At 63.0% G+C, this 18,436-nt stretch carries 15 protein-coding genes; 11 read left to right on the forward strand and 4 right to left on the reverse strand.

Going from position 1 to position 18,436, the window contains the following annotated elements; translation table 11 throughout:
• Positions 1-163: 163 nt before the first annotated feature.
• The 4 genes from C0058_RS20680 to C0058_RS20695 all read right to left on the reverse strand — a co-directional run bounded on the left by C0058_RS20680 (position 164) and on the right by C0058_RS20695 (position 5,989).
• On the reverse strand, positions 164-2,569 hold the full coding sequence (locus C0058_RS20680; RefSeq protein WP_174717788.1) for a TonB-dependent receptor: 2,406 nt from the start codon (positions 2,567-2,569) through the stop codon (positions 164-166).
• A gap of 96 nt (positions 2,570-2,665) precedes the next feature.
• Positions 2,666-3,640, reverse strand: coding sequence for a FecR family protein (locus C0058_RS20685; RefSeq protein ID WP_008432738.1), 975 nt, complete (start codon positions 3,638-3,640; stop codon positions 2,666-2,668).
• Between the two features lie 32 nt (positions 3,641-3,672).
• The gene (locus C0058_RS20690; RefSeq protein ID WP_003219490.1) at positions 3,673-4,173 is read right to left on the reverse strand and encodes a sigma-70 family RNA polymerase sigma factor; all 501 of its coding nucleotides are present in this window, start codon (positions 4,171-4,173) and stop codon (positions 3,673-3,675) included.
• A gap of 67 nt (positions 4,174-4,240) precedes the next feature.
• Complete coding sequence (locus tag C0058_RS20695) at positions 4,241-5,989, reverse strand: helix-turn-helix domain-containing protein (protein ID WP_102369459.1); 1,749 nt, start codon at positions 5,987-5,989, stop codon at positions 4,241-4,243.
• Between the two features lie 189 nt (positions 5,990-6,178).
• On the opposite strand from C0058_RS20695, the gene C0058_RS20700 reads away from it, so the two are divergent.
• From C0058_RS20700 to C0058_RS20750, 11 genes are all read left to right on the forward strand, one after another.
• A complete protein-coding gene (locus C0058_RS20700; RefSeq protein WP_003219487.1) occupies positions 6,179-6,778 on the forward strand; it encodes an amino acid synthesis family protein in 600 nt (199 codons plus the stop codon).
• 298 nt (positions 6,779-7,076) lie between these two features.
• Positions 7,077-8,024, forward strand: a complete 948-nt coding sequence (locus tag C0058_RS20705; RefSeq protein WP_003219486.1) for a flavin reductase family protein — start codon at positions 7,077-7,079, stop codon at positions 8,022-8,024.
• 22 nt (positions 8,025-8,046) lie between these two features.
• The gene (locus C0058_RS20710; protein ID WP_087693080.1) at positions 8,047-9,558 is read left to right on the forward strand and encodes an aldehyde dehydrogenase; all 1,512 of its coding nucleotides are present in this window, start codon (positions 8,047-8,049) and stop codon (positions 9,556-9,558) included.
• An 18-nt stretch (positions 9,559-9,576) separates the two neighbouring features.
• A complete protein-coding gene (locus C0058_RS20715) occupies positions 9,577-10,653 on the forward strand; it encodes an LLM class flavin-dependent oxidoreductase (protein ID WP_003219483.1) in 1,077 nt (358 codons plus the stop codon).
• Entirely contained in the window at positions 10,653-11,465 is an 813-nt protein-coding gene (locus C0058_RS20720; RefSeq protein ID WP_102369460.1) for an alpha/beta fold hydrolase, read from the forward strand. The genes C0058_RS20715 and C0058_RS20720 overlap by 1 nt, the downstream gene beginning before the upstream one ends.
• Positions 11,458-11,853 carry a carboxymuconolactone decarboxylase family protein gene (locus C0058_RS20725; RefSeq protein WP_003219479.1) on the forward strand — a complete coding sequence of 132 codons (396 nt, stop codon included), beginning with the start codon at positions 11,458-11,460 and terminating at the stop codon, positions 11,851-11,853. The genes C0058_RS20720 and C0058_RS20725 overlap by 8 nt, the downstream gene beginning before the upstream one ends.
• 179 nt (positions 11,854-12,032) lie before the next feature.
• Positions 12,033-13,229 carry a glycine betaine/L-proline ABC transporter ATP-binding protein gene (locus C0058_RS20730; protein ID WP_174717789.1) on the forward strand — a complete coding sequence of 399 codons (1,197 nt, stop codon included), beginning with the start codon at positions 12,033-12,035 and terminating at the stop codon, positions 13,227-13,229.
• The gene (locus C0058_RS20735) at positions 13,222-14,118 is read left to right on the forward strand and encodes a proline/glycine betaine ABC transporter permease (protein ID WP_102369461.1); all 897 of its coding nucleotides are present in this window, start codon (positions 13,222-13,224) and stop codon (positions 14,116-14,118) included. Before C0058_RS20730 ends, C0058_RS20735 begins: the two co-directional genes overlap by 8 nt.
• Before the next feature lie 71 nt (positions 14,119-14,189).
• Positions 14,190-15,215 (forward strand): glycine betaine/L-proline ABC transporter substrate-binding protein ProX, encoded by a 1,026-nt coding sequence (proX, locus tag C0058_RS20740; RefSeq protein ID WP_023842851.1) that lies wholly within the window; start codon positions 14,190-14,192, stop codon positions 15,213-15,215.
• A 226-nt stretch (positions 15,216-15,441) separates the two neighbouring features.
• Entirely contained in the window at positions 15,442-16,929 is a 1,488-nt protein-coding gene (locus C0058_RS20745; protein WP_087693083.1) for an NAD-dependent succinate-semialdehyde dehydrogenase, read from the forward strand.
• Positions 16,926-18,311 (forward strand): aspartate aminotransferase family protein, encoded by a 1,386-nt coding sequence (locus C0058_RS20750; protein WP_102369462.1) that lies wholly within the window; start codon positions 16,926-16,928, stop codon positions 18,309-18,311. The genes C0058_RS20745 and C0058_RS20750 overlap by 4 nt, the downstream gene beginning before the upstream one ends.
• Positions 18,312-18,436: the final 125 nt, after the last annotated feature.

An 18,436-nucleotide genomic window follows, 5' to 3' on the forward strand; every position in this document is an offset into this window, starting at 1 on the left:
ATACAAGGTATCCCATGGAAAGTGGGCACCTCCTTGTGTGGTAGACCTGTCGGATTCAGTTCCTGCGGACGCAGAAAATCGTTAGAAAAAGAGTAGGAAGAAGGGCTATGGCGAGGGAGCTTGCGCCCCCTCGTCACTGTCGATACCTGGGATCAGGCACGCATCAGAAGCCGACGCTGGCCTGCACGAAGAACGTGCGCGGTTCACCCAGGTAGATCCCGGAGTTGTTGTCGCTGGAGCGGGTGTAGTGTTCCTGGTTGAACACGTTTTTTACCCCGACGCCCAGCTTCAGGTTCGACAGTTGCGCACCGAAGTCATAACCGCTGCGCACGTTGACCGAGACGTAGCCGGGAATATCCCCGTACTGGCCATCAGCAGTCGGCTGGGTGATGTAGGTGGTACCGGTGCCCGGCGCACGCTGGCCGGACTGGGCATAGACGTCCAGGTTGTGGGTCCAGTGGTTGATGTCGTAACGCAGCCCCAGGGTGGCCACTTCACGGGAGTACAGCGGCAAGTCGCGGCCCTTGAAGGCAACGTCGCCTTCGGAGGTGGCCCTGGTGTAGGTGAAGCCGGCGTTGGCGGTCAGGCCGTCCAGGCGCGGGTCGAGGTTCGACAGGTCGTAATGGGCCGACGCTTCGATGCCCTCGTGCTTGGTAGCGCCGAGGTTGGTCCAGCCCACATCGTTGCTGACGTATTGCAACTCGTCCGAGAAGTCGATGTAGAACAACGTCACTTCGCCGCCCCAGACGCTGTCGTTGTAGCGGGTACCGATTTCGTAGGTCTTGGCTTTTTCCGGGTTCAGGCCGTTCGCGGTCTGGTCGCCGTTACCGCCCTGGCCCAGCTGGAAGTATTGCAGGCTGCCGAAGGAGGTTTCGTAGTTGGCAAACAGCTTCCAGGCATCGGAGACGTGGTACATCACGCTCAAGGCCGGCAGCGGTTCGTTGTTGTGGATCTCGCGACGTTTCTCCTGAACCGTGGCGCCATTGAGGCCTACCACCGGACGGTCGTGCCATTCGGTGCGGATCTGCTCAAAGCGAATGCCCGGGGTGACGGTCCATTTGCCGATATCAATCTTGTTGTCGATATAGAACGAGTTGGCCTCGGTGCCACCGGTACGGTCCTGGTACACGTGGCCGTCACTCTGGCCCACGGGCGTCGGCACGTTGTTGACCAGCGCCAGGCTGGTGGCCTGCTCGTGCATGCCTTCCTTGAGGTAGCGATAACCGACGCTGACTTCCTGGGTGCTCGGCCCCAGGTCAAATACATGGGACACACGCGGCTCGATGCCGAAGGTGTAGTAGGTGCGCGGGTAGGAACCCAGGGTCTTCAGGTCGCGGTTGGCGATGTTGCTGCCGCGGAAACTGTCGGAATAGTAGGTCAGCACTTCAGCCTGGGTGCGGTCGTCGATCTGCCGGATGTACTTGAAGGACATATCCTTGCGCCGGCCATTGAAGTTGTCCCAGTCACGTACCGATTGATACGGGTTGGCGTCGTACTGCTTCTGGGTCAGGCCGCCGGGCATGTCGGCGCTGGCGTCGTAGTAGTGGAAATTCAGCGAGAAATCGTCTTGATCGGTCGGCGCCCAGTGGGTCTTGAAGATCACGTCGTCGATGTCGTTGGAGTTGTTGTGGTCGCGGTAACCATCGCCCTTGGTCCCGGAATACAGCAACGCAGCACCGATACCGTTGTCGGCGGTGCCGCCGATGAAGGCGTTTTCAATGTGTTTCCAGCCGCCGTGGGCCGCGGTTTCCAGGGTGGTGCCGACTTCGCCGGAGAATTTTTCCGGGATGGCCCGTGTGACGAAGTTGATCACGCCGCCGACGTTCTGTGGTCCATAACGTACGGAGCCTGCGCCACGCACCACGTCGATGCTGTCGAGGTTGCCGGAGGAAATCGGCGCCATCGACAACTGCGGCTGGCCGTAGGGTGCAAACGCTGCCGGTACGCCGTCGATCAATACCGTGGAGCGTGGCGACAGACGCGAGGTCAGGCCGCGTACCCCGACGTTGAGGGAAATATCACTGCCACCGGTGCCGTTGGCCTCCTGTACCTGCACCCCGGGAATGCGCCGCAGCACGTCACCGACGTTCATCGCGCCCTGCTCCACCATGGCTTCACGGCGCACCACGGTGCGCGCCCCCGGGTGGTTCTGCACCACTTGGGCATTCGCGTCGCCGAGCCAGTCGCCGACCACCTTGATGTCGGTGGCACCCAACTCCAGCGGCGAACCGGCTTCGCCGGTGCCCTTGCCCAGCGGGCGCAGGGTCACGGAGCCCGCATCGATCTGGTAATCCAGGCCGCTGCCCTGCAGCAACTGGCGCAGCGCTTGTTCGGGCGACAGGTTGCCGTCGACGGCCGGGGCTTGTTTGCCGGCCACCATGTCGGGGCTGAAGAACACTTGCAGCGACGTCTGCTGACCCAATTGGCTCAAGGCCGAACCCAGGGACTGGGCCTGGATATGAATGCCATCGTCAGCATAGGCCGCCGGCAGTGCGGCGCTGACGGCCAGCGCCAGGGCGAGGGGTGCCCAGCGGGATGATTTATTGTTTTTCATGGCGAGTTTTTTCACGTCGAACGTAGTCCTGTGATCGCAAGAGAGTGCGGCTGTTAATGCAAACCAGTTGCAGTTGCACAAGAAGACGAAGAACTCGAAAAAAACCTGAATCTATCGCGAAATTATTTCCTGGCTACCGTCCGGCAAGGTGCGCAAGGCCACCGGAAGAATGTGCGGCAAGGCCTTGAGCAAGGCGTCGGTGTCGGTGGATTTGAACACGCTGGTCAAGCGCAGGTTGCTCACCGCGGGCGCGCTGACCCGCAAAGGTTGCTCGCGGTAACGTGAGACCTCCCGAGCCACTTCGCCGAGAGTGGCGTTGTTGAACACCAGTTTGCCGGTGCGCCAGGCCGTGAGCTCTTCAGGGTTGACGGCGTAGGCAGCCGCCACCTGGCCCCGGGTATCCACATGGGTGCCCCGACCGGCCGTGAGCATCACGATGTCATCGGATGAGCGCCCTTGCACTTTGACCGTACCGGCCTCGACCACCACGCGGGTCTGGTCGTCATCGCGGCGCACGTCGAAACGCGTACCGGTGACCGTCACCTGCCCTGCCCCGGCGTCCACCACGAAGGGCCGGCTGGTGTCGTGCTCGACGCTGAACATGGCCTCGCCCTGCTTGAGCTCGATGCCGCGCTGGCCTTTTACATAGTGCACGGCCACCACGCTGCGGCTGTTCAAGTCCATCAGCGAGCCGTCGGGCAACGCCACCTGCCGGCGCTCCCCCAACGCAGTGCGGAACTCGGCGTTGTACGTCGCCGGATGATCCAGGCCACTGAACAACCCCAGGCCCAGGGCCACCGCCAGCACACTTGCAGCCACTGCATAACGCAGCACGGGCCGGCGCTTCGCACGCGGCTGCGGGGCATCGCACAACGCCTGCAAGCGCGCCTTGGGCACCAGGTCGGTGGCACTCCACAAACCTTGCAGCACATCAAATTCGTACTGGTGCTCGGCATGCTCTGCACGCCAGGCATCAAAACGCTCGCGTTCTTCTGCGCTCAATGGGCTGTCCTGCACACGCACAAACCATTGCGCCGCCTCGTCGCGGGCCGTCGCGCTGCCGCAGGCACACTCACGGGTATCCATCATGGAAGATCCTGTTTCAAAGCGGGCATTGGTCATGGTGCCATCGCATCCAGGCGGTCACGTAGATGCCGCAGGGTGCGGATCATATACTTTTCCACCATGTTTTTAGACAGGCCCAGGCGTTCGGCGATTTCCTGCTGGGTCAGGCCCTCGATTTTCTGCCAGATGAAAATCTTGCGGCAATTGAGCGGCAGCTCGGCCAGGGCTCGCTCGATGGAATCCGCCAGCTGGATCGCGTGCATGAAATGCTCCGGGTCGCCACTGTGGGGCGAACTCTGATCAAAGGCTTCCAGGGCCATCGCCTCCCGCCGGTCCTCGCGGCGATAGGCGTCAACGGCGATATTGCGCGCCGTTTGATGCAGATAGGCGCGAGGTTGCTCAACCTTGGTGGCGCTGGATTCAAGCACCCGCACAAAAGTGTCGTGGGCCAGGTCTTCGGCCTGCTGACGGTTTCTCAGGCGGCGCGTCCAGGTCCCGATCAACTCTTCGTAGTGCTCGAAAAAGCCTGTTCTGCGGGGCGGCTGAGGAGTCATCAAGGAAGCACTGGGGAGGCGGGGTGTGAATAGTAATGCTTCCTATTAAGTGGAGCAATGCTACCCGTCAGCTATCAATCACCCGCTGCAAATGAATCGCCAACTCCGTGGCAAACCGCCGTTCCGGCGTTTCCACATCAATCCCGAACAACTCCTGGATCCGCGCCAGCCGGTAGCGCAGCGTCGTCACATGCACTCCCATCGCGTCCGCGCATGCCTGGCTGCGGCAGCTATCCCGCAGATACGCCGTCAGGGTTTCCAGGTACGGCGTCTGGTGCTTGCGGTCATGGGCGAGCATGGCGCCAACGCTGTCGTTGACGAAGGTGCGGATGTCTTCTCCGCCCACGGCCGCGACGAAGATCGGGATCGGCCCGAAATCCTGATCGGAGATCGGCCCGCTGCGGCCGAACGAGCGGGCAATCTCGATCAGCCGCCGGCAGCGCTCCCACGCGGCAGGATAATCCGCCAGCGCCCGGCACACCCCGCTGGCCAGCAGGATCGGCTCGGCACCCAGGTAGTGCGCCAGGTCATCGGTAATCTGCCGTTTGATTTTGCTCAAGCGCTCGCCTTCCGCCGGCACCAGGCACACCAAACCGTTGTCGACAATGATCACCGTGGCCTGCATCCCTGCACGCTGCAGGATGCGCGCGACGTTGTGGTGCAGGTTCTTCGCCTCCCGGGCCTTGGCGCCGTAGTCGACGATGATCATCTGCTGCGCGGTGCTGAAGCTGATGCCCAGCCGCTGGGCGCGCTGCTGGATGTCATCGGCATCGCGCCAGCGGCCCTCGAGCACTTCGAGCAGCAGCTCGGTCTGGGTCCGGGTTTCAAAACGAAAGCGGATAAAACTGCGCATCATCTGCACGCTCAAGGCGAACTTGGCGCTTTCCAGCATCAGCAGGTCCAGCTCGTTGACCGGCGCCGCCACCGGGAACAGCACCAGCGCGCCCACCAGTTCGTGGTCGACCATCAACGGTTCGATCTGCGCCCGCAGGGTGAACTGGCGCTGGCCATCGTCGAGGAACAGGTTGACCGTACTGCGCAGGGCGCTGCGCAAACTTTCCTGGGCGGCCTTGGTGATCTGCACGCTGAGCACCCCGGCGACTGCGGCCTGCCAGGCATTGTCGTCAAACAATGCGGGATCCGGGGAACGCCCCGCCACCACCTGGTTGGCGGTGAAGTCCACGGCGATCACCGGGTTGGGCAACTGGTCGCCGACCATCAGCGACAACGATGTCACCGAACCGCCGCCCAATACGTGTTCAAGCATCGTGGTATGCACATGCAACGCCTGCTGCAGGCGCTCGGCGGCGCGGCGTTCGGCTTCCAGCTGGCGCTGGCGCTCCACGGCAATGGCGCCCAGGTGGATGATCATGCCGAGGAACACCCGGTCTTCTTCCGAAACGTCCATCAGCGTGCGGGAAATCACACTGAGCACCATGGGCCGGCCGTCGAAGTCGGTGCAGTTCATCGGCATCACCATCACCGTGCGGTAATCGCGCTCCAGGGATTCGCGGCGGTAGCCGGGGTACTCGCATTCGCGCACATCGCGGATGAACACCGCCTCGTTGCGTTGCAGGGCGGTCATCACCGGGCTGGAAGACAGCTCCCAGCAATCCACCAGCGGGCGCTGCACCAGGGTCGGGTCATGGCGGGCGATCACGTGGCCGAAGCCGGCGTCCATGTCGATGGCCATGATCGAACTCATGGTCCAGTGGGTGTGGCGGCAACTGGCGTACACCAACTGGTGCAGCATCGACTGCAGGTCACCGCCGGAGTTGATCTGACTGGCCACATCGCGCAACGACAGTATCTGCATTTCTCGATTCAAGGCGCTCACCCGAACATGGAGGTCACGGCAGCCACGTTGCCTGCCAGGCCCGCCTGATACTTGCTCCGGTTCAGAGCAATGTCCAGTGGATTTGCACTGCGTAACCACGGAAGACGCTGCTGCCCAACGCTCCTAGCCTAAGGCCACAACCAACAGCCAAAAGGGCGACGAGTGATCATGAATCTGGAAAATCTGGGCGTCAGGAAGTACTGCACCTTTATCGAAGAAACCTTTATCGAAGGCGGCAAGGACGCCGGCAAACCGATCACCCTGATCGTGGTGGCAGCCGTGTTGAAAAACCCTTGGGCCGGCCAGGGCTTCGTCGAAAACCTGCGTCCGGAAATCCTGCGCCTGGCCCCCGGCCTGGGCCATGAGATGACCCGTCGCCTGATCGCCCTGATGCCCGGGGGCAAGGTCGAAGCCTTCGGCAAGGCGGCGGCTGTCGGGGTCAACGGCGAAATCGAACACGCCTCGGGCCTGATCCACACCCTGCGCTTCGGCAACCTGTTCCGCGAAGCCGTGGAAGGCACCGCCTACTTGAGCTTCACCAACACCCGCAATGCACCGGGCGCCCTGCTTTCGCTGCCGATGGTGCACAAAAGCGAAACCGGCAAGCGCTCGCACTTTCTCACCGCCAACTTCCAGGTCGCCGATGCCCCGGGCCCCGACGAAGTGCTGATCGCCATCGGCGCCAGCGACGGCTCCCGTGCCCACCCACGGATTGCCGACCGCTACCAGGACATGGCCGAGATGGAAGCGGAACAACCCAAGGACTGACGTCTGGCTGAAGAACGACGCTCAATTGTGGCGAGGGAGCTTGCTCCCGCTGGGTCGCGGAGCGGCCCCATGAGCCCCGCCATGGTCCGCCTGAAAGAACCCGGTTGCCGTTGTGGGGCTGCTTCGCAGCCCTGCGGGAGCAAGCTCCCTCGCCAAAGCGTTGATGTTTGCCACAGAAATGCCGGAGCACTGCGAAACGAAGCAAAACTTTCGTCTTCGCTACCATTTTTCGACGCAAGCCCACGGTTTCCCTTGCTCGTAGGCTTGCTTCACACCACAAGAACAAAGGAGTACCCCGATGCCGAGCACCGCGATCAGCGCCAACGTTGCAGCCGTCGATCCGGGCGCCTTGCGCCAGGCCTTCGGCACCTTCGTCACCGGCGTCACCGTCATCACCACCCATGACACCGATGGCAACCCGCGCGGCATGACCGCCAATTCGTTTACCTCGGTGTCCCTCGACCCGCCGCTGCTGCTGGTGTGCGTGGGCAAGTCGGCCGCCAGCTACACCGCGTTTGCCAGCACCGAACAGTTTGCCGTGAACCTGTTGCACGAAGGCCAGGTGGACGTCTCCGGGACCTTCGCCTCCAAGTCGCCAGACAAATTCCACACCGTCAACCACGACACCGTGCACACCGGCGCACCGATCCTCACCGACAGCCTGACCTGGTTCGACTGCAGCGTGCACCAGCGCATCGAAGCCGGCGACCACCTGGTGCTGATCGGCCAGGTCCGCGCCTTCGGCACCAGCCCCAAGCTGCCGCTGTGCTTCTGCCGGGGCCGCTACGCGAACATCCAGGACCCGCTGCCGGCCAGTTGGCTGGACTCCCACAAGATGATCATCGGCTACCTGATCGAAGCCGGCGACGCGATCCTGTTTCGCGCCGATGGCCAGGGCGGCTGGACGCTGCCGGTGGCCGGCAAGCGCAAGGGTTTTATCGACGCCGGCGACAGCTCGCTGCCGGTGGAGCTGGAATCGACCTTCCTGTACTCGGCGTTCGATGTCGACGACACCGACCCCGGCTACCTGATCTACCGCGCCCAGCTCGGCCCGTTCGACGCCGAGCTGCCCGACACCCTGCGCTTCTTCCCGCTGGACGCGTTGCCCATCGAGCAGATGCCGGTCAACGAACTGCGCTCGGTGGTGCGCCGCTATGCCCGCGAGCGCCAGAACCAGCAGTTCGGCATCTACACCGGCTCTGCCGCCAGCGGCCGCATCGCGATGCTCGAAAACGCGCCCCTTTGACACGCACCTACAGGACTCCTGCATGAAAACCACGGTCAGCGCCCTTGAGGGCAACCGCCTCAACCTGTTTATCGACGGTCGCTTTGTCGCTCCCGACAGCGGCAGCTATGTCGACAGTTTCGACCCCACCACCGGCCAGTCCTGGTACCAGTTCGCCCAGGCCGATGCCGGCGACGTGGCCCGCGCCGTCGCTTCCGCCCACAAGACCTTCAACGACCCGCAGTGGCGCAACATGACGCCCACCGCACGCGGCAAATTGTTGTATCGCCTGGCCCAACTGGTGGCCGAGCACGCCGAAGAACTGGCGCTGCTGGAAACCCGCGACAACGGCAAGCTGCTGCGGGAAATGCGCGCGCAAATGAGCGCCCTGCCCGATGCCTACGTCTACTTCGCCGGCATGGCCGACAAGCTGCAAGGCGAGGTGATCCCGGTCAACAAGCTCAACCAGCTCAACTACAGCAGCCGCGAGCCGTTGGGCGTGGTCGGCATGATCACCCCGTGGAACTCGCCGCTGATGCTGCTCACCGGCACCCTCGCACCGTGCCTGGCCATCGGCAACACGGTGGTGATCAAGCCCTCGGAACACGCCAGCGCCTCCACACTGGCGCTGGCCGAACTGATCATCGAAGCCGGCTTCCCGGCGGGTGTGGTCAACGTAGTCACCGGCAACGGCGCCGTCACCGGCGAGGCCCTGACCCGCCATCCCGACATCGCCAAATACGTGTTCACCGGCAGCACCGAAACCGGTCGGCGTATCGCTGGCAACGCCGCCAATAACCTGGTGCCGTGCCAGATGGAACTGGGCGGCAAATCGCCCCACGTGGTGTTTGCCGATGTGGATATCGAGAAGGCCGTGAACGGCGTGGTCTCCGGGATCTTCGCCGCCGCCGGGCAAAGTTGCGTGGCCGGTTCGCGCTGCTTTGTCGAAGCGCCGATCTACGACAAGTTCGTCGAGGCCCTGGTGGCCCGCACCCAACAGATCAGCGTCGGCCACCCGATGGAAGAACACACCGACATCGGCCCGCTGGCCCTGCAAGCCCAACTGCAAAAGCTCGAAGGCTACATCGCCAGCGGCGCCCAACAAGGCGCGCAGATCGCCGTCGGCGGCAAGCGCCCCAGCGCCGCGCACCTGTCCGAAGGCTGGTACTTCGAGCCCACGGTGATGGCCAACGCCACCAACGACATGCCGTTCATGCGCGACGAATTGTTCGGTCCGGTAGTGGGTGTGATGCCCTTCACCACCGAAGAGCAAATGCTCAGCCTGGCCAACGATACCCACTACGGCCTGGCGTCCGGAATCTGGACCCAGAACATCGACCGCGCGATGCGCTTTGCCAACCGCATCGACGCCGGCACGGTGTGGATCAACACCTACCGCAGCTCGGCCTACATGTCCGCCAACGGCGGCTTCAAGCACAGCGGATATGGCCGTCGCGGCGGCTTTGACGTGATGCGCGAATTTTCCCGGGCCAAGAACGTGGTCATCGATTACTCCGGCGAAATGCAGGACCCCTTCGTCATTCGCCTGCGCTGATTATTCAAGGAGCATCTTATGAAATTCGCCGTATCCCTGAGCATGGAACGCTTCTCGCCAGACGTGCCGATGCAGACCGTCATGGCCAACCTGCTGGAGCTGGCAAAGATCGCCGATGCCGGCGGCTTTGAAACCCTGTGGACCTCCGAACACCACACCCTGGAATGCACCATCGCGCCCAACCCGTTCCAGACCCTGACCTGGCTCGGCCAGCACACCGAGCGTATCCGCCTGGGCACCGCAACCCTCGCTGCCGCCTATTGGCATCCGATCCGCCTTGCCGGTGAAGCCGCGCTGTGTGATCACCTGACCCACGGCCGCCTGGAATTCGGCATCGCCCGCGGTTCCTACCAGTACGAGTTCGACCGCATGACCCCCGGCCTGCAACAGCAGGAAGGTGTGGGCTACATGAAGGAACTGGTGCCGGCGGTGCAAAAGCTCTGGACCGGCGACTACGCCCACGACGGCCACTACTGGAAATTCCCGCAGACCGCCGCCGTACCGAAGCCGCTGCAAAAAGGCCACCCGCCGATCTGGGTCGCCGCACGGGACCCGGGCACCTTCGACTGGGCAGTGAGCATTGGCGCCAACATCCTGTCCACCCCGCTCTCGCTGCCGGCGGCCGAAATCGCGGTGCTCGGCGAAAAATTCAACAAGGCCGTGGCCGACAACCCCCACGTGCCGCGCCCGCGCTTCATGATGCAGCGCCGCACCTGCGTGTACGCCAACGCCAACGACTGGGAACTGCCGGTCAAGCACAGCATGGATTTTGGCCGCGCCTTCGAGAACCTGATGCAGAACATCGGCACCGTGCACAACGGCTTCCCCGAGCCGGTGCCGTTTGAAAGCGTGCGCGGCAAAGACAACTACAACCCGGAAAACCTGCGGCGCAACTTGATGTTCGGCACCCCGGAAGAAATCATCGAAAAGCTGCTCGACTACGAAGCCGCCGGTGTCGACCAGTATTGCCTGGGCCTGACCTTCAACTTGCCGTTCGAACTGCAGAAGCAGACCCTGCGCCTGTTCATCGATGAAGTGATGCCATTCTTCGCCGAGCGCGAACGCGCCAGACAACGCAACCAGGTCAGCGCGTGATGGGCCAGGCACAACGTTTCAGCGTGGCCAACGTCACGCTCAATTATCGCCTGGACGGGCATGGACCGCGCCCGCTGGTGTGCATCCATGGCGTGGGTTCCAGCCTTGAGGCGTGGGCTGAAACGGTGGCGGGTCTGCAGGAGCAATTCACCGTGCTGACCTTCGACCTGCGCGGCCACGGCCAGTCGTCCCGCACGCCCGGGCGTTATGAGATTGATCATTTGGTGGGTGAGGCGCTGGCCCTGGCGGATCACGTGGGCTTCAAGCAGTTCGACCTGGCCGGGTTCTCGTTGGGCGGGCTGATCGCCCAACGCATGGCCCTGACTCATCCGTCGCGGGTTCACCGGTTGGTGCTGCTGTCGACCGTCGCCGGGCGTAACGCCGAGGAGCGCGAGCGGGTACACGCGCGCCTCGCCGCCTTGCAGGCCGGGGAGCCGGTGGCTCACTACGAGGCATCGCTGTCGCGTTGGCTGACCGAGGATTTTCAGGCGCGCAATCCCGAGGCTGTTACCCGTCTGCGCCAACTGAATGCCGACAACGACCCGGGCTGTTATGCCGCGGCGTATCGCATCCTGGCCGAGTCGGATTTCGGCGAACAGCTGTCACGGATCCGCTGCCCCACGCTGATTGCCACCGGTGCCGAAGACGCCGGCTCCAACCCACGGATGGCGACGTTCATGCACGATCGCATCGAGGGTTCGCAACTGCGGATTCTGCCTGGGCTGCGCCATTGCATCCTGATCGAGGCGCCGCAACAGGTGGCCGCCCTGATACGCGATTTTCTAACCCCTTCGGAGACTCACCATGGATAAATCATTGCAGGCCCAAGGCGAAAGCGTTCGCCGCCAAGTCCTCGGGGATAGCTACGTCGACCAGGCCCTGGGCCGCGCCGACGACTTTTCCCGGCCCTTCCAGGCGGTGCTCAACGAGTACTGCTGGGGCATGGTCTGGACCGACGACAGCCTGGACCTCAAGCAACGCAGTCTGCTCAACCTGGGAATGCTCGCGGCGCTGGGGCGCATGGACGAATTCGGTACGCATTTCTGCGGCGCCCTGCGCAACGGACTGAGCGACGACGAACTGCGCGCCGCCCTCGTGCAGATCGCGGTGTACTGCGGCGTGCCGGCGGGTGTCGAGGCGTTTCGCGTGGCCCGCAAAGCCCGGGAAAGCATGGCTCCATCGGATTCAACGACCGGTTGACGCCCAACCCTTGCACTCGCCACACCGCTCATGCTGTAAGTGCCTTGGCACCACAACAAGAAATTTTTGCGACTGCGCCTTGCGTCGCCTTAGCTCGAAGATTTTTAACTGCCAGTAGCCCAAAAATTTCTATTGATGAAGTTTTCCGCAGATTGCAAAACAACAATTGGAGGCAATTGGTGAGCGAACGACTAAAGATTGAGAACCTCTACAAGGTCTTTTCCTCAACCCCGGACAAGGCCATGCAGCTCTTGACCGCCGGGGCCAGCAAAGACCGGATCCTGGCCGAGACCGCCACCGTGGTCGGCCTCAATAACGTATCGCTGTCGATCCCCAGCGGGGCGATCTACATGATCATGGGCCTCTCGGGCTCGGGCAAATCCACCCTGGCGCGCTGTATCAACCGCCTGAATGAACCGACCGCGGGCAAGATCCTGCTGGACGGCGAAGACCTGGTGAGCCTCGACGAAAACCAACTGCGGGAAGTGCGCCGCACACGTATCTCCATGGTGTTCCAGCACTTCGCGCTGCTGCCGAATAAAACCGTGATCGAGAACACCGAGTTCGGCCTCAAGCTGCGCGGTGTCTCGGCGGCCGAGCGGCGCAAGCGGGCCCTGGAAGTACTGGCGATTGTCGGCCTGGCCAAGTGGGCCGACCACCATCCCAACGAGCTGTCCGGCGGCATGCGCCAGCGCGTCGGCCTGGCCCGCGCACTGGCCACCGACGCCGACGTGCTGATCATGGACGAGGCCTTCAGTGCCCTCGACCCATTGATCCGCACCGAGATGCAGGACGAGTTGCTGCGCCTGCAACGCACCCTGAAAAAAACCATCCTGTTCATCACCCACGACTTCCAGGAAGCCCTGAAGCTGGGCACACGCATCGCGATCATGGCCGACGGCCAAGTGGTGCGCGAGGGCACGCCCCAGGAAATCGTGATGGACCCGGGCAGCGATTACGTCGCGGCGTTCACCCGGGAGGTGGACCGTTCGCGGCTGTTCGATGCGCGCTCGATCATGGAAAAAGCCCACACGCTGCTGGTGCAGGGTGACACCCGGGTGGTGGGCAATGACGGCACGGCTGCATTCGTACTGAACACCAGCGGCAAGGCGGTCGGCGTGCTGGACTCGGCAGCGCTGCTGGCCGTGGGCGGCGGCGCCGACGCACTGCAACGGCTGTCGAGCCAGTTCGTTTGCGTGCCGGCCAGCGCCAAGCTGGTGGAAGCCGCGCGCCTGCTCAAACCGGGTTTGCCGGTGGCGGTGGTGGATGGCGACGGGCAGTTCGTCGGCACCCTCAACAGCGCGCACATTCTTGATTGCATAGCCAGCGTCCCGGCCCCGCGCCCTGCCGCTGCGGAGGTTGCACAGCATGCTTAGTTCAGAAGACCTCGCGGTTTTACCCGTAGACCAGTGGATCAGCCAGGGTGTGGAGTGGCTGGGGATTCACCTGCGGCCAATGTTCCAGGCGATTCGCTGGCCGGTGGAGCATTTGCTGGGGCTGAGTGACACGGTGATCCACGCGATCCCGTTCCCGGTCATGGTGTTGCTGATGTTCCTGATCGCCTACCGTGCGGCGAGCCTGGGGGTGGCGCTGTTCAGCGCCGTGGCCCTGGTGGTGATCGCCGCGTTGGGGGTGTGGGACGAGGCCATGACCACCTTGTCGCTGATCACCACGGCGATTGTGATCTGCATGGTGGTGGGCATTCCGGTGGGCATCTGGTGCGCCCGCAGCGAGCGGGTGTGGGGCGTGATGCGGCCGATCCTCGACATCATGCAAACCACCCCGACCTTCGTGTACCTGGTGCCGGTGGTGATGCTGTTTGGCGTCGGCACGGTGTCGGGTGAAGTGGCGGTGGTGATCTCCGCCTGCCCGCCGCTGATTCGCTTTACCTACCTGGGCATCCGCATGGTCGACACCGAACTGGTGGAAGCCGGCCACGCCTTTGGTGCGGACAAGCGCCAATTGCTCTGGGAAATCCAGCTGCCCCTGGCGATCCCGACGATCCTCGGCGGCCTCAACCAGACCGTGCTCACGGCCATGGTGATGTCGGTGGTGGTGGCGATGATCGGCGCCGAAGGCCTCGGCCTGGTGGTGCTGCAAGGCCTAGGCCGGATGGACGTGGGCCGCGCGGCGGTGGGCGGGATTGCCATTGTGCTGCTGGCGATGATGCTCGACCGGATCACCCAGAACCTGGCGCAACCGACCATGCGCAAGCGCAAGTCGCTGTTCAAGCGACTGCTCAATCCGAACCCGGTAAACGCATAACAAAAAGAACCTCATGAATGCCCGTTGTTGACTGCCAACCCTAACCATAACGAGAAAAAAAAGAGGAAATCATGATGCATCCATTCAAAGCCTTGCTTGGATTTGCAGCAGTGTTGTACCTGGCAAGTACGCAGGTGTGGGCCGAGGATTTGCCGGGCACCGGCAAGACCATCCGCTTCGTGCAATCGGAAAGCACCGGCGGCAACTACGTACTGACCAAAATCGCGATCGAGGCCACCAAGCGCCTGGGCTACGCGAGCAAGTTGAGCACCGTCAACACCACCCTGTTCTTCCCCGCCGCGGCCCAGGGCGACCTGGACCTGTCGATGGACGTGACCTTGCCGATGCTGCAACCGAGCTTTGACAAGGTGAAGGACCGTACCGAAGTGGTGGGCTCGGGCTTCATTACGGGCGCTGGCTATAACGGCTACATGATCGACAAGAAAACCGCCGACGCGTACGGCATCACCAGCCTGGAACAAATGAAGGACCCGAAAATCGCCGGGTTGTTCGGCAAGGACGGCAAGGCCAACCTGATCAGTTGTGATCCGGGCTGGGGCTGTGGCGATGTGGTGGATTACCAGCTCGACAAGTTCGGTCTCAAGGACACGGTTAACCCGGTACGCGGCAAATACGAAGCACTGATGTTCGAAAACGTCGCCCGGCTGAAACGTGGCGAGCCGGTGTTTTTCTATGCGTGGGCACCGTCGTGGATGACCAACACCATGGTGCCGGGCAAGGACGTGGTGTGGCTGCCGACGCCGTTTGATGCGTTGCCGGGCAATGTGCCGAGCACCACTTCGGCACTGACGCCCGGGGTTGCCGGGTGCGCCGGCGGGGCTGATCCATGCCGCATGGCGATGGCGGCGTGGAACTGGTATGCGATTGGCAACAAGCAATTCATCGCGGCGAATCCGGCGATCAAGAAGTTGGTGGAGCAGATGACGTTTTCCCAGGCAACCTGGAGTTATTGGGAAAAAACCATCAGCGCCGACGGCTCCAGCGAACGCAACATTCGCAAGCTGGCGGAGGACTGGATGAAGGAAAACAAAGCGACGTTTGACGGCTGGGTGGCCACCGCAAAAACCGCCAAGTAGCACCGATTCAATGTGGGAGCTGGCTTGCCTGCGATAGCGATGTTGAATTCACCGTCGCCATCGCAGGCAAGCCAGCTCCCACAGTCGATTTTCACCCGCCGCAAAAATAACTGTTTTGGCGGGCGCAATCAGAAAAAACCCACTGCCCCACCCCCACCAAACCACCAATCCCGCGCCTGCTCCTGCCCTAGCATTGCACCCACTCAGCCCATCCGGAGTGACCCCGATGACCTACAAACACCCGCTGCTGTTCAAAGCCCTGTGCTACGTCGACGGCCATTGGGTCCACAGCGCCAGTGCCAGCACCATCGCCGTACATGACCCGGCGAACCAACAGTTGATCGGCCACGTGCCGATGCTGGAAAAACCGCAAATTGTCGCCGCAATCGACGCCGCCCACCGCGCGTTTTCCGCCTGGCGTGAACAGAACCTCGATGCCCGCGCCACGATCCTGCGGCGCTGGGCGGCACTGATCCTCGAACACCAGGAGGATCTCGCCCGCATCCTCAGCCAGGAGCAAGGCAAACCGCTGGCCGAAGCCCGCGGCGAAATCGCCTATGCCGCAAGCTTCATCCCGTGGTTCGCCGAAGAAGCCCGCCGCCTGTACGGCCAGAATATCCCCAGCCATATCCCCGGTGCGCACCTGGGCACAGTCAAGGAACCCGTAGGCGTCTGCGCCCTGCTGACCCCATGGAACTTCCCCTCGGCCATGATCACCCGCAAGGCCGCCGCCGCCCTCGCCGCCGGGTGCACGGTGGTGGTCAAGCCGGCCCATGAAACGCCCTACTCGGCGTTGGCCCTCGCGCAACTGGCCGAAGAAGCCGGCTTCCCGCCGGGCGTGTTCAACGTGGTGCTGGGCGAGCCACAGATGGCCATGCAAACCCTGGTGCAGGACACCCGCGTGCGCTCGGTAAGCTTCACCGGCTCGACCCGGGTCGGCAAGCTGGTACTGCAGGCGGCGGCCCAGGACGTGAAGAAGGTCTCGCTGGAACTGGGCGGCAATGCGCCATTTATTGTCTGCGCCGACGCCAACCTTGAGCTGGCAGTGAGAGTCGCGGTCGAGGCCAAGTTCCAGACCTCCGGCCAGGACTGCTGCGCGGCCAACCGGATCATGGTCGACCGTTCGATCTACTCCGAATTCCTCAGCCGCTTCGCTGCCGCCGTGCGTGAGTTGCGGGTCGGCCCGGCATTGGTCGACGGGCAAGAGCAAAGCGTCGACATCGGCCCGTTGATGCACCAGGCCGCCTTCGACGTCACCGCCGAACGCGTGGCCGACGCCCTGGAGCTGGGCGCGCAACGCCTGGTGGGCTGCGAAGGCCACGCCCTGGGCGGGCTGTTTTACCAGCCAACGGTACTCGCCGACGTGACCCCACAAATGCGCATCTACCGCGAAGAAAACTTCGCGCCGATTGCCGGGGTGCTGCCGTTCGACTCGATTGACCAGGCCATCGAAATGGCCAACGACACCGAGTACGGCCTGGCCGCCTACATTTGTTCCAACCGCCTGGACCTGATCTACCCGCTGATCCGCCGCCTCGACCACGCCATGATCGCGGTCAACGGGGTGAAATTCACCGGTCACCCGATTCCCTTCGGCGGCATGAAAGCCTCGGGCCTGGGCCGTGAAGGCGCCGCCGAGGGCTTCGAAGCCTTTGTCGAAACCAAATACTTTTGCCTGCATCACCAAGGCCAATTCCAAGGAGAGCAACCATGAGCCAAGCATTCAACAGCCTGTTCGAACAAGACCGCGCGCACTTCATGCACCCATCCACCCACGCCCATGATCACGCCAGCGGCGCACTCAAGGGCCGCATCATCAAGAGCGCCTCGGGCATCCGCATTCGCGACCAGGAAGGCCGCGAATTCATCGATGCGTTTGCCGGCCTGTACTGTGTGAACATCGGCTATGGCCGCACCGAAGTTGCCGACGCCATCTACAAGCAAGCCAAGGAGCTGGCCTACTACCACACCTATGTCGGTCACTCGACCGAGGCAATCATCGAGCTGTCGAGCCGCATCATGGACTGGGCGCCCGAAGGCATGAAAAAGGTCTACTACGGCCTGTCCGGCTCAGACGCCAACGAAACCCAGATCAAGCTGGTGCGTTACTACAACAACGTACTGGGCCGTCCGCAGAAGAAGAAAATCATCTCCCGCGATCGCGGCTATCACGGCTCAGGCATCATGACCGGCAGCCTCACGGGCCTCGCCGCCTTCCATCAGCATTTCGACCTCCCGGAAAAAGGCATCCAGCACACCATTTGCCCGCACTGGTACCGCAAGGCACCGGCGGGCATGGACGAGGCTGCGTTCGTGCGTCACTGCGCCGATGAGCTGGAAAAAATGATCCTCGCCGAAGGCCCGGACACGGTCGCGGCGTTCATTGGCGAACCGGTAATGGGCACCGGTGGCATCGTGGTGCCCCCGGCCGGTTACTGGGCGGCGATCCAGGCGGTACTGAACAAGTACGATGTGTTGTTGATCGCTGACGAAGTGGTCTGCGCGTTCGGCCGGCTGGGCTCGAAAATGGGCAGCCAGCGCTACAGCATGCGCCCGGACCTGATCACCACGGCCAAGGGCCTGACCAGCGCCTATGCCCCGCTGTCAGCGGTGATCATCGGTGAGAAGGTGTGGGACGTGATTGAAAAGGCCTCGACCCACGAAGGCGCCATGGGCCACGGCTGGACCTACTCCGGGCACCCGATCTGCGCCGCGGCGGCGCTGGCAAACCTGGATATCCTGGAACGGGAGAACCTCACGGCGAACGCCGACGAAGTCGGTGGGTACCTGAACCGTCGCCTGCGGGAAACCCTCGAAGGTCACCCGCTGGTGGGCGAAGTACGCGGCGACGGCCTGCTCGCCGCCGTGGAATTCATGGCCGACCGTGAGCAACGCACGCCGTTTGATCCTGCGCTCAAGGTCGGCCCCAAAGTCTCGGCGGCCTGCCTGGAACGCGGGATGATCGCCCGGGCCATGCCACACGGCGACATCCTCGGCTTTGCGCCGCCGCTGATTTTGACCAGGGCGGAGGCAGACCTGATCGTCGACATCACCAAAGGCGCGATCGACCAGGTGGCCGGGGAAGTGTTGGGCTGATGAGTTTCCCTTAGGAGCAAGCTTGCTCGCGATGGTCGTGAACGATAACGTGCTAATCCTGAATTAACGCGTCGTCCTCAGGCTCATCGCGAGCAAGCTCGCTCCTACAGGGTCCGTGCGCCTTT

The sequence above is a fragment of the Pseudomonas sp. NC02 genome (assembly GCF_002874965.1).
Taxonomy (GTDB): Bacteria; Pseudomonadota; Gammaproteobacteria; order Pseudomonadales; family Pseudomonadaceae; genus Aquipseudomonas.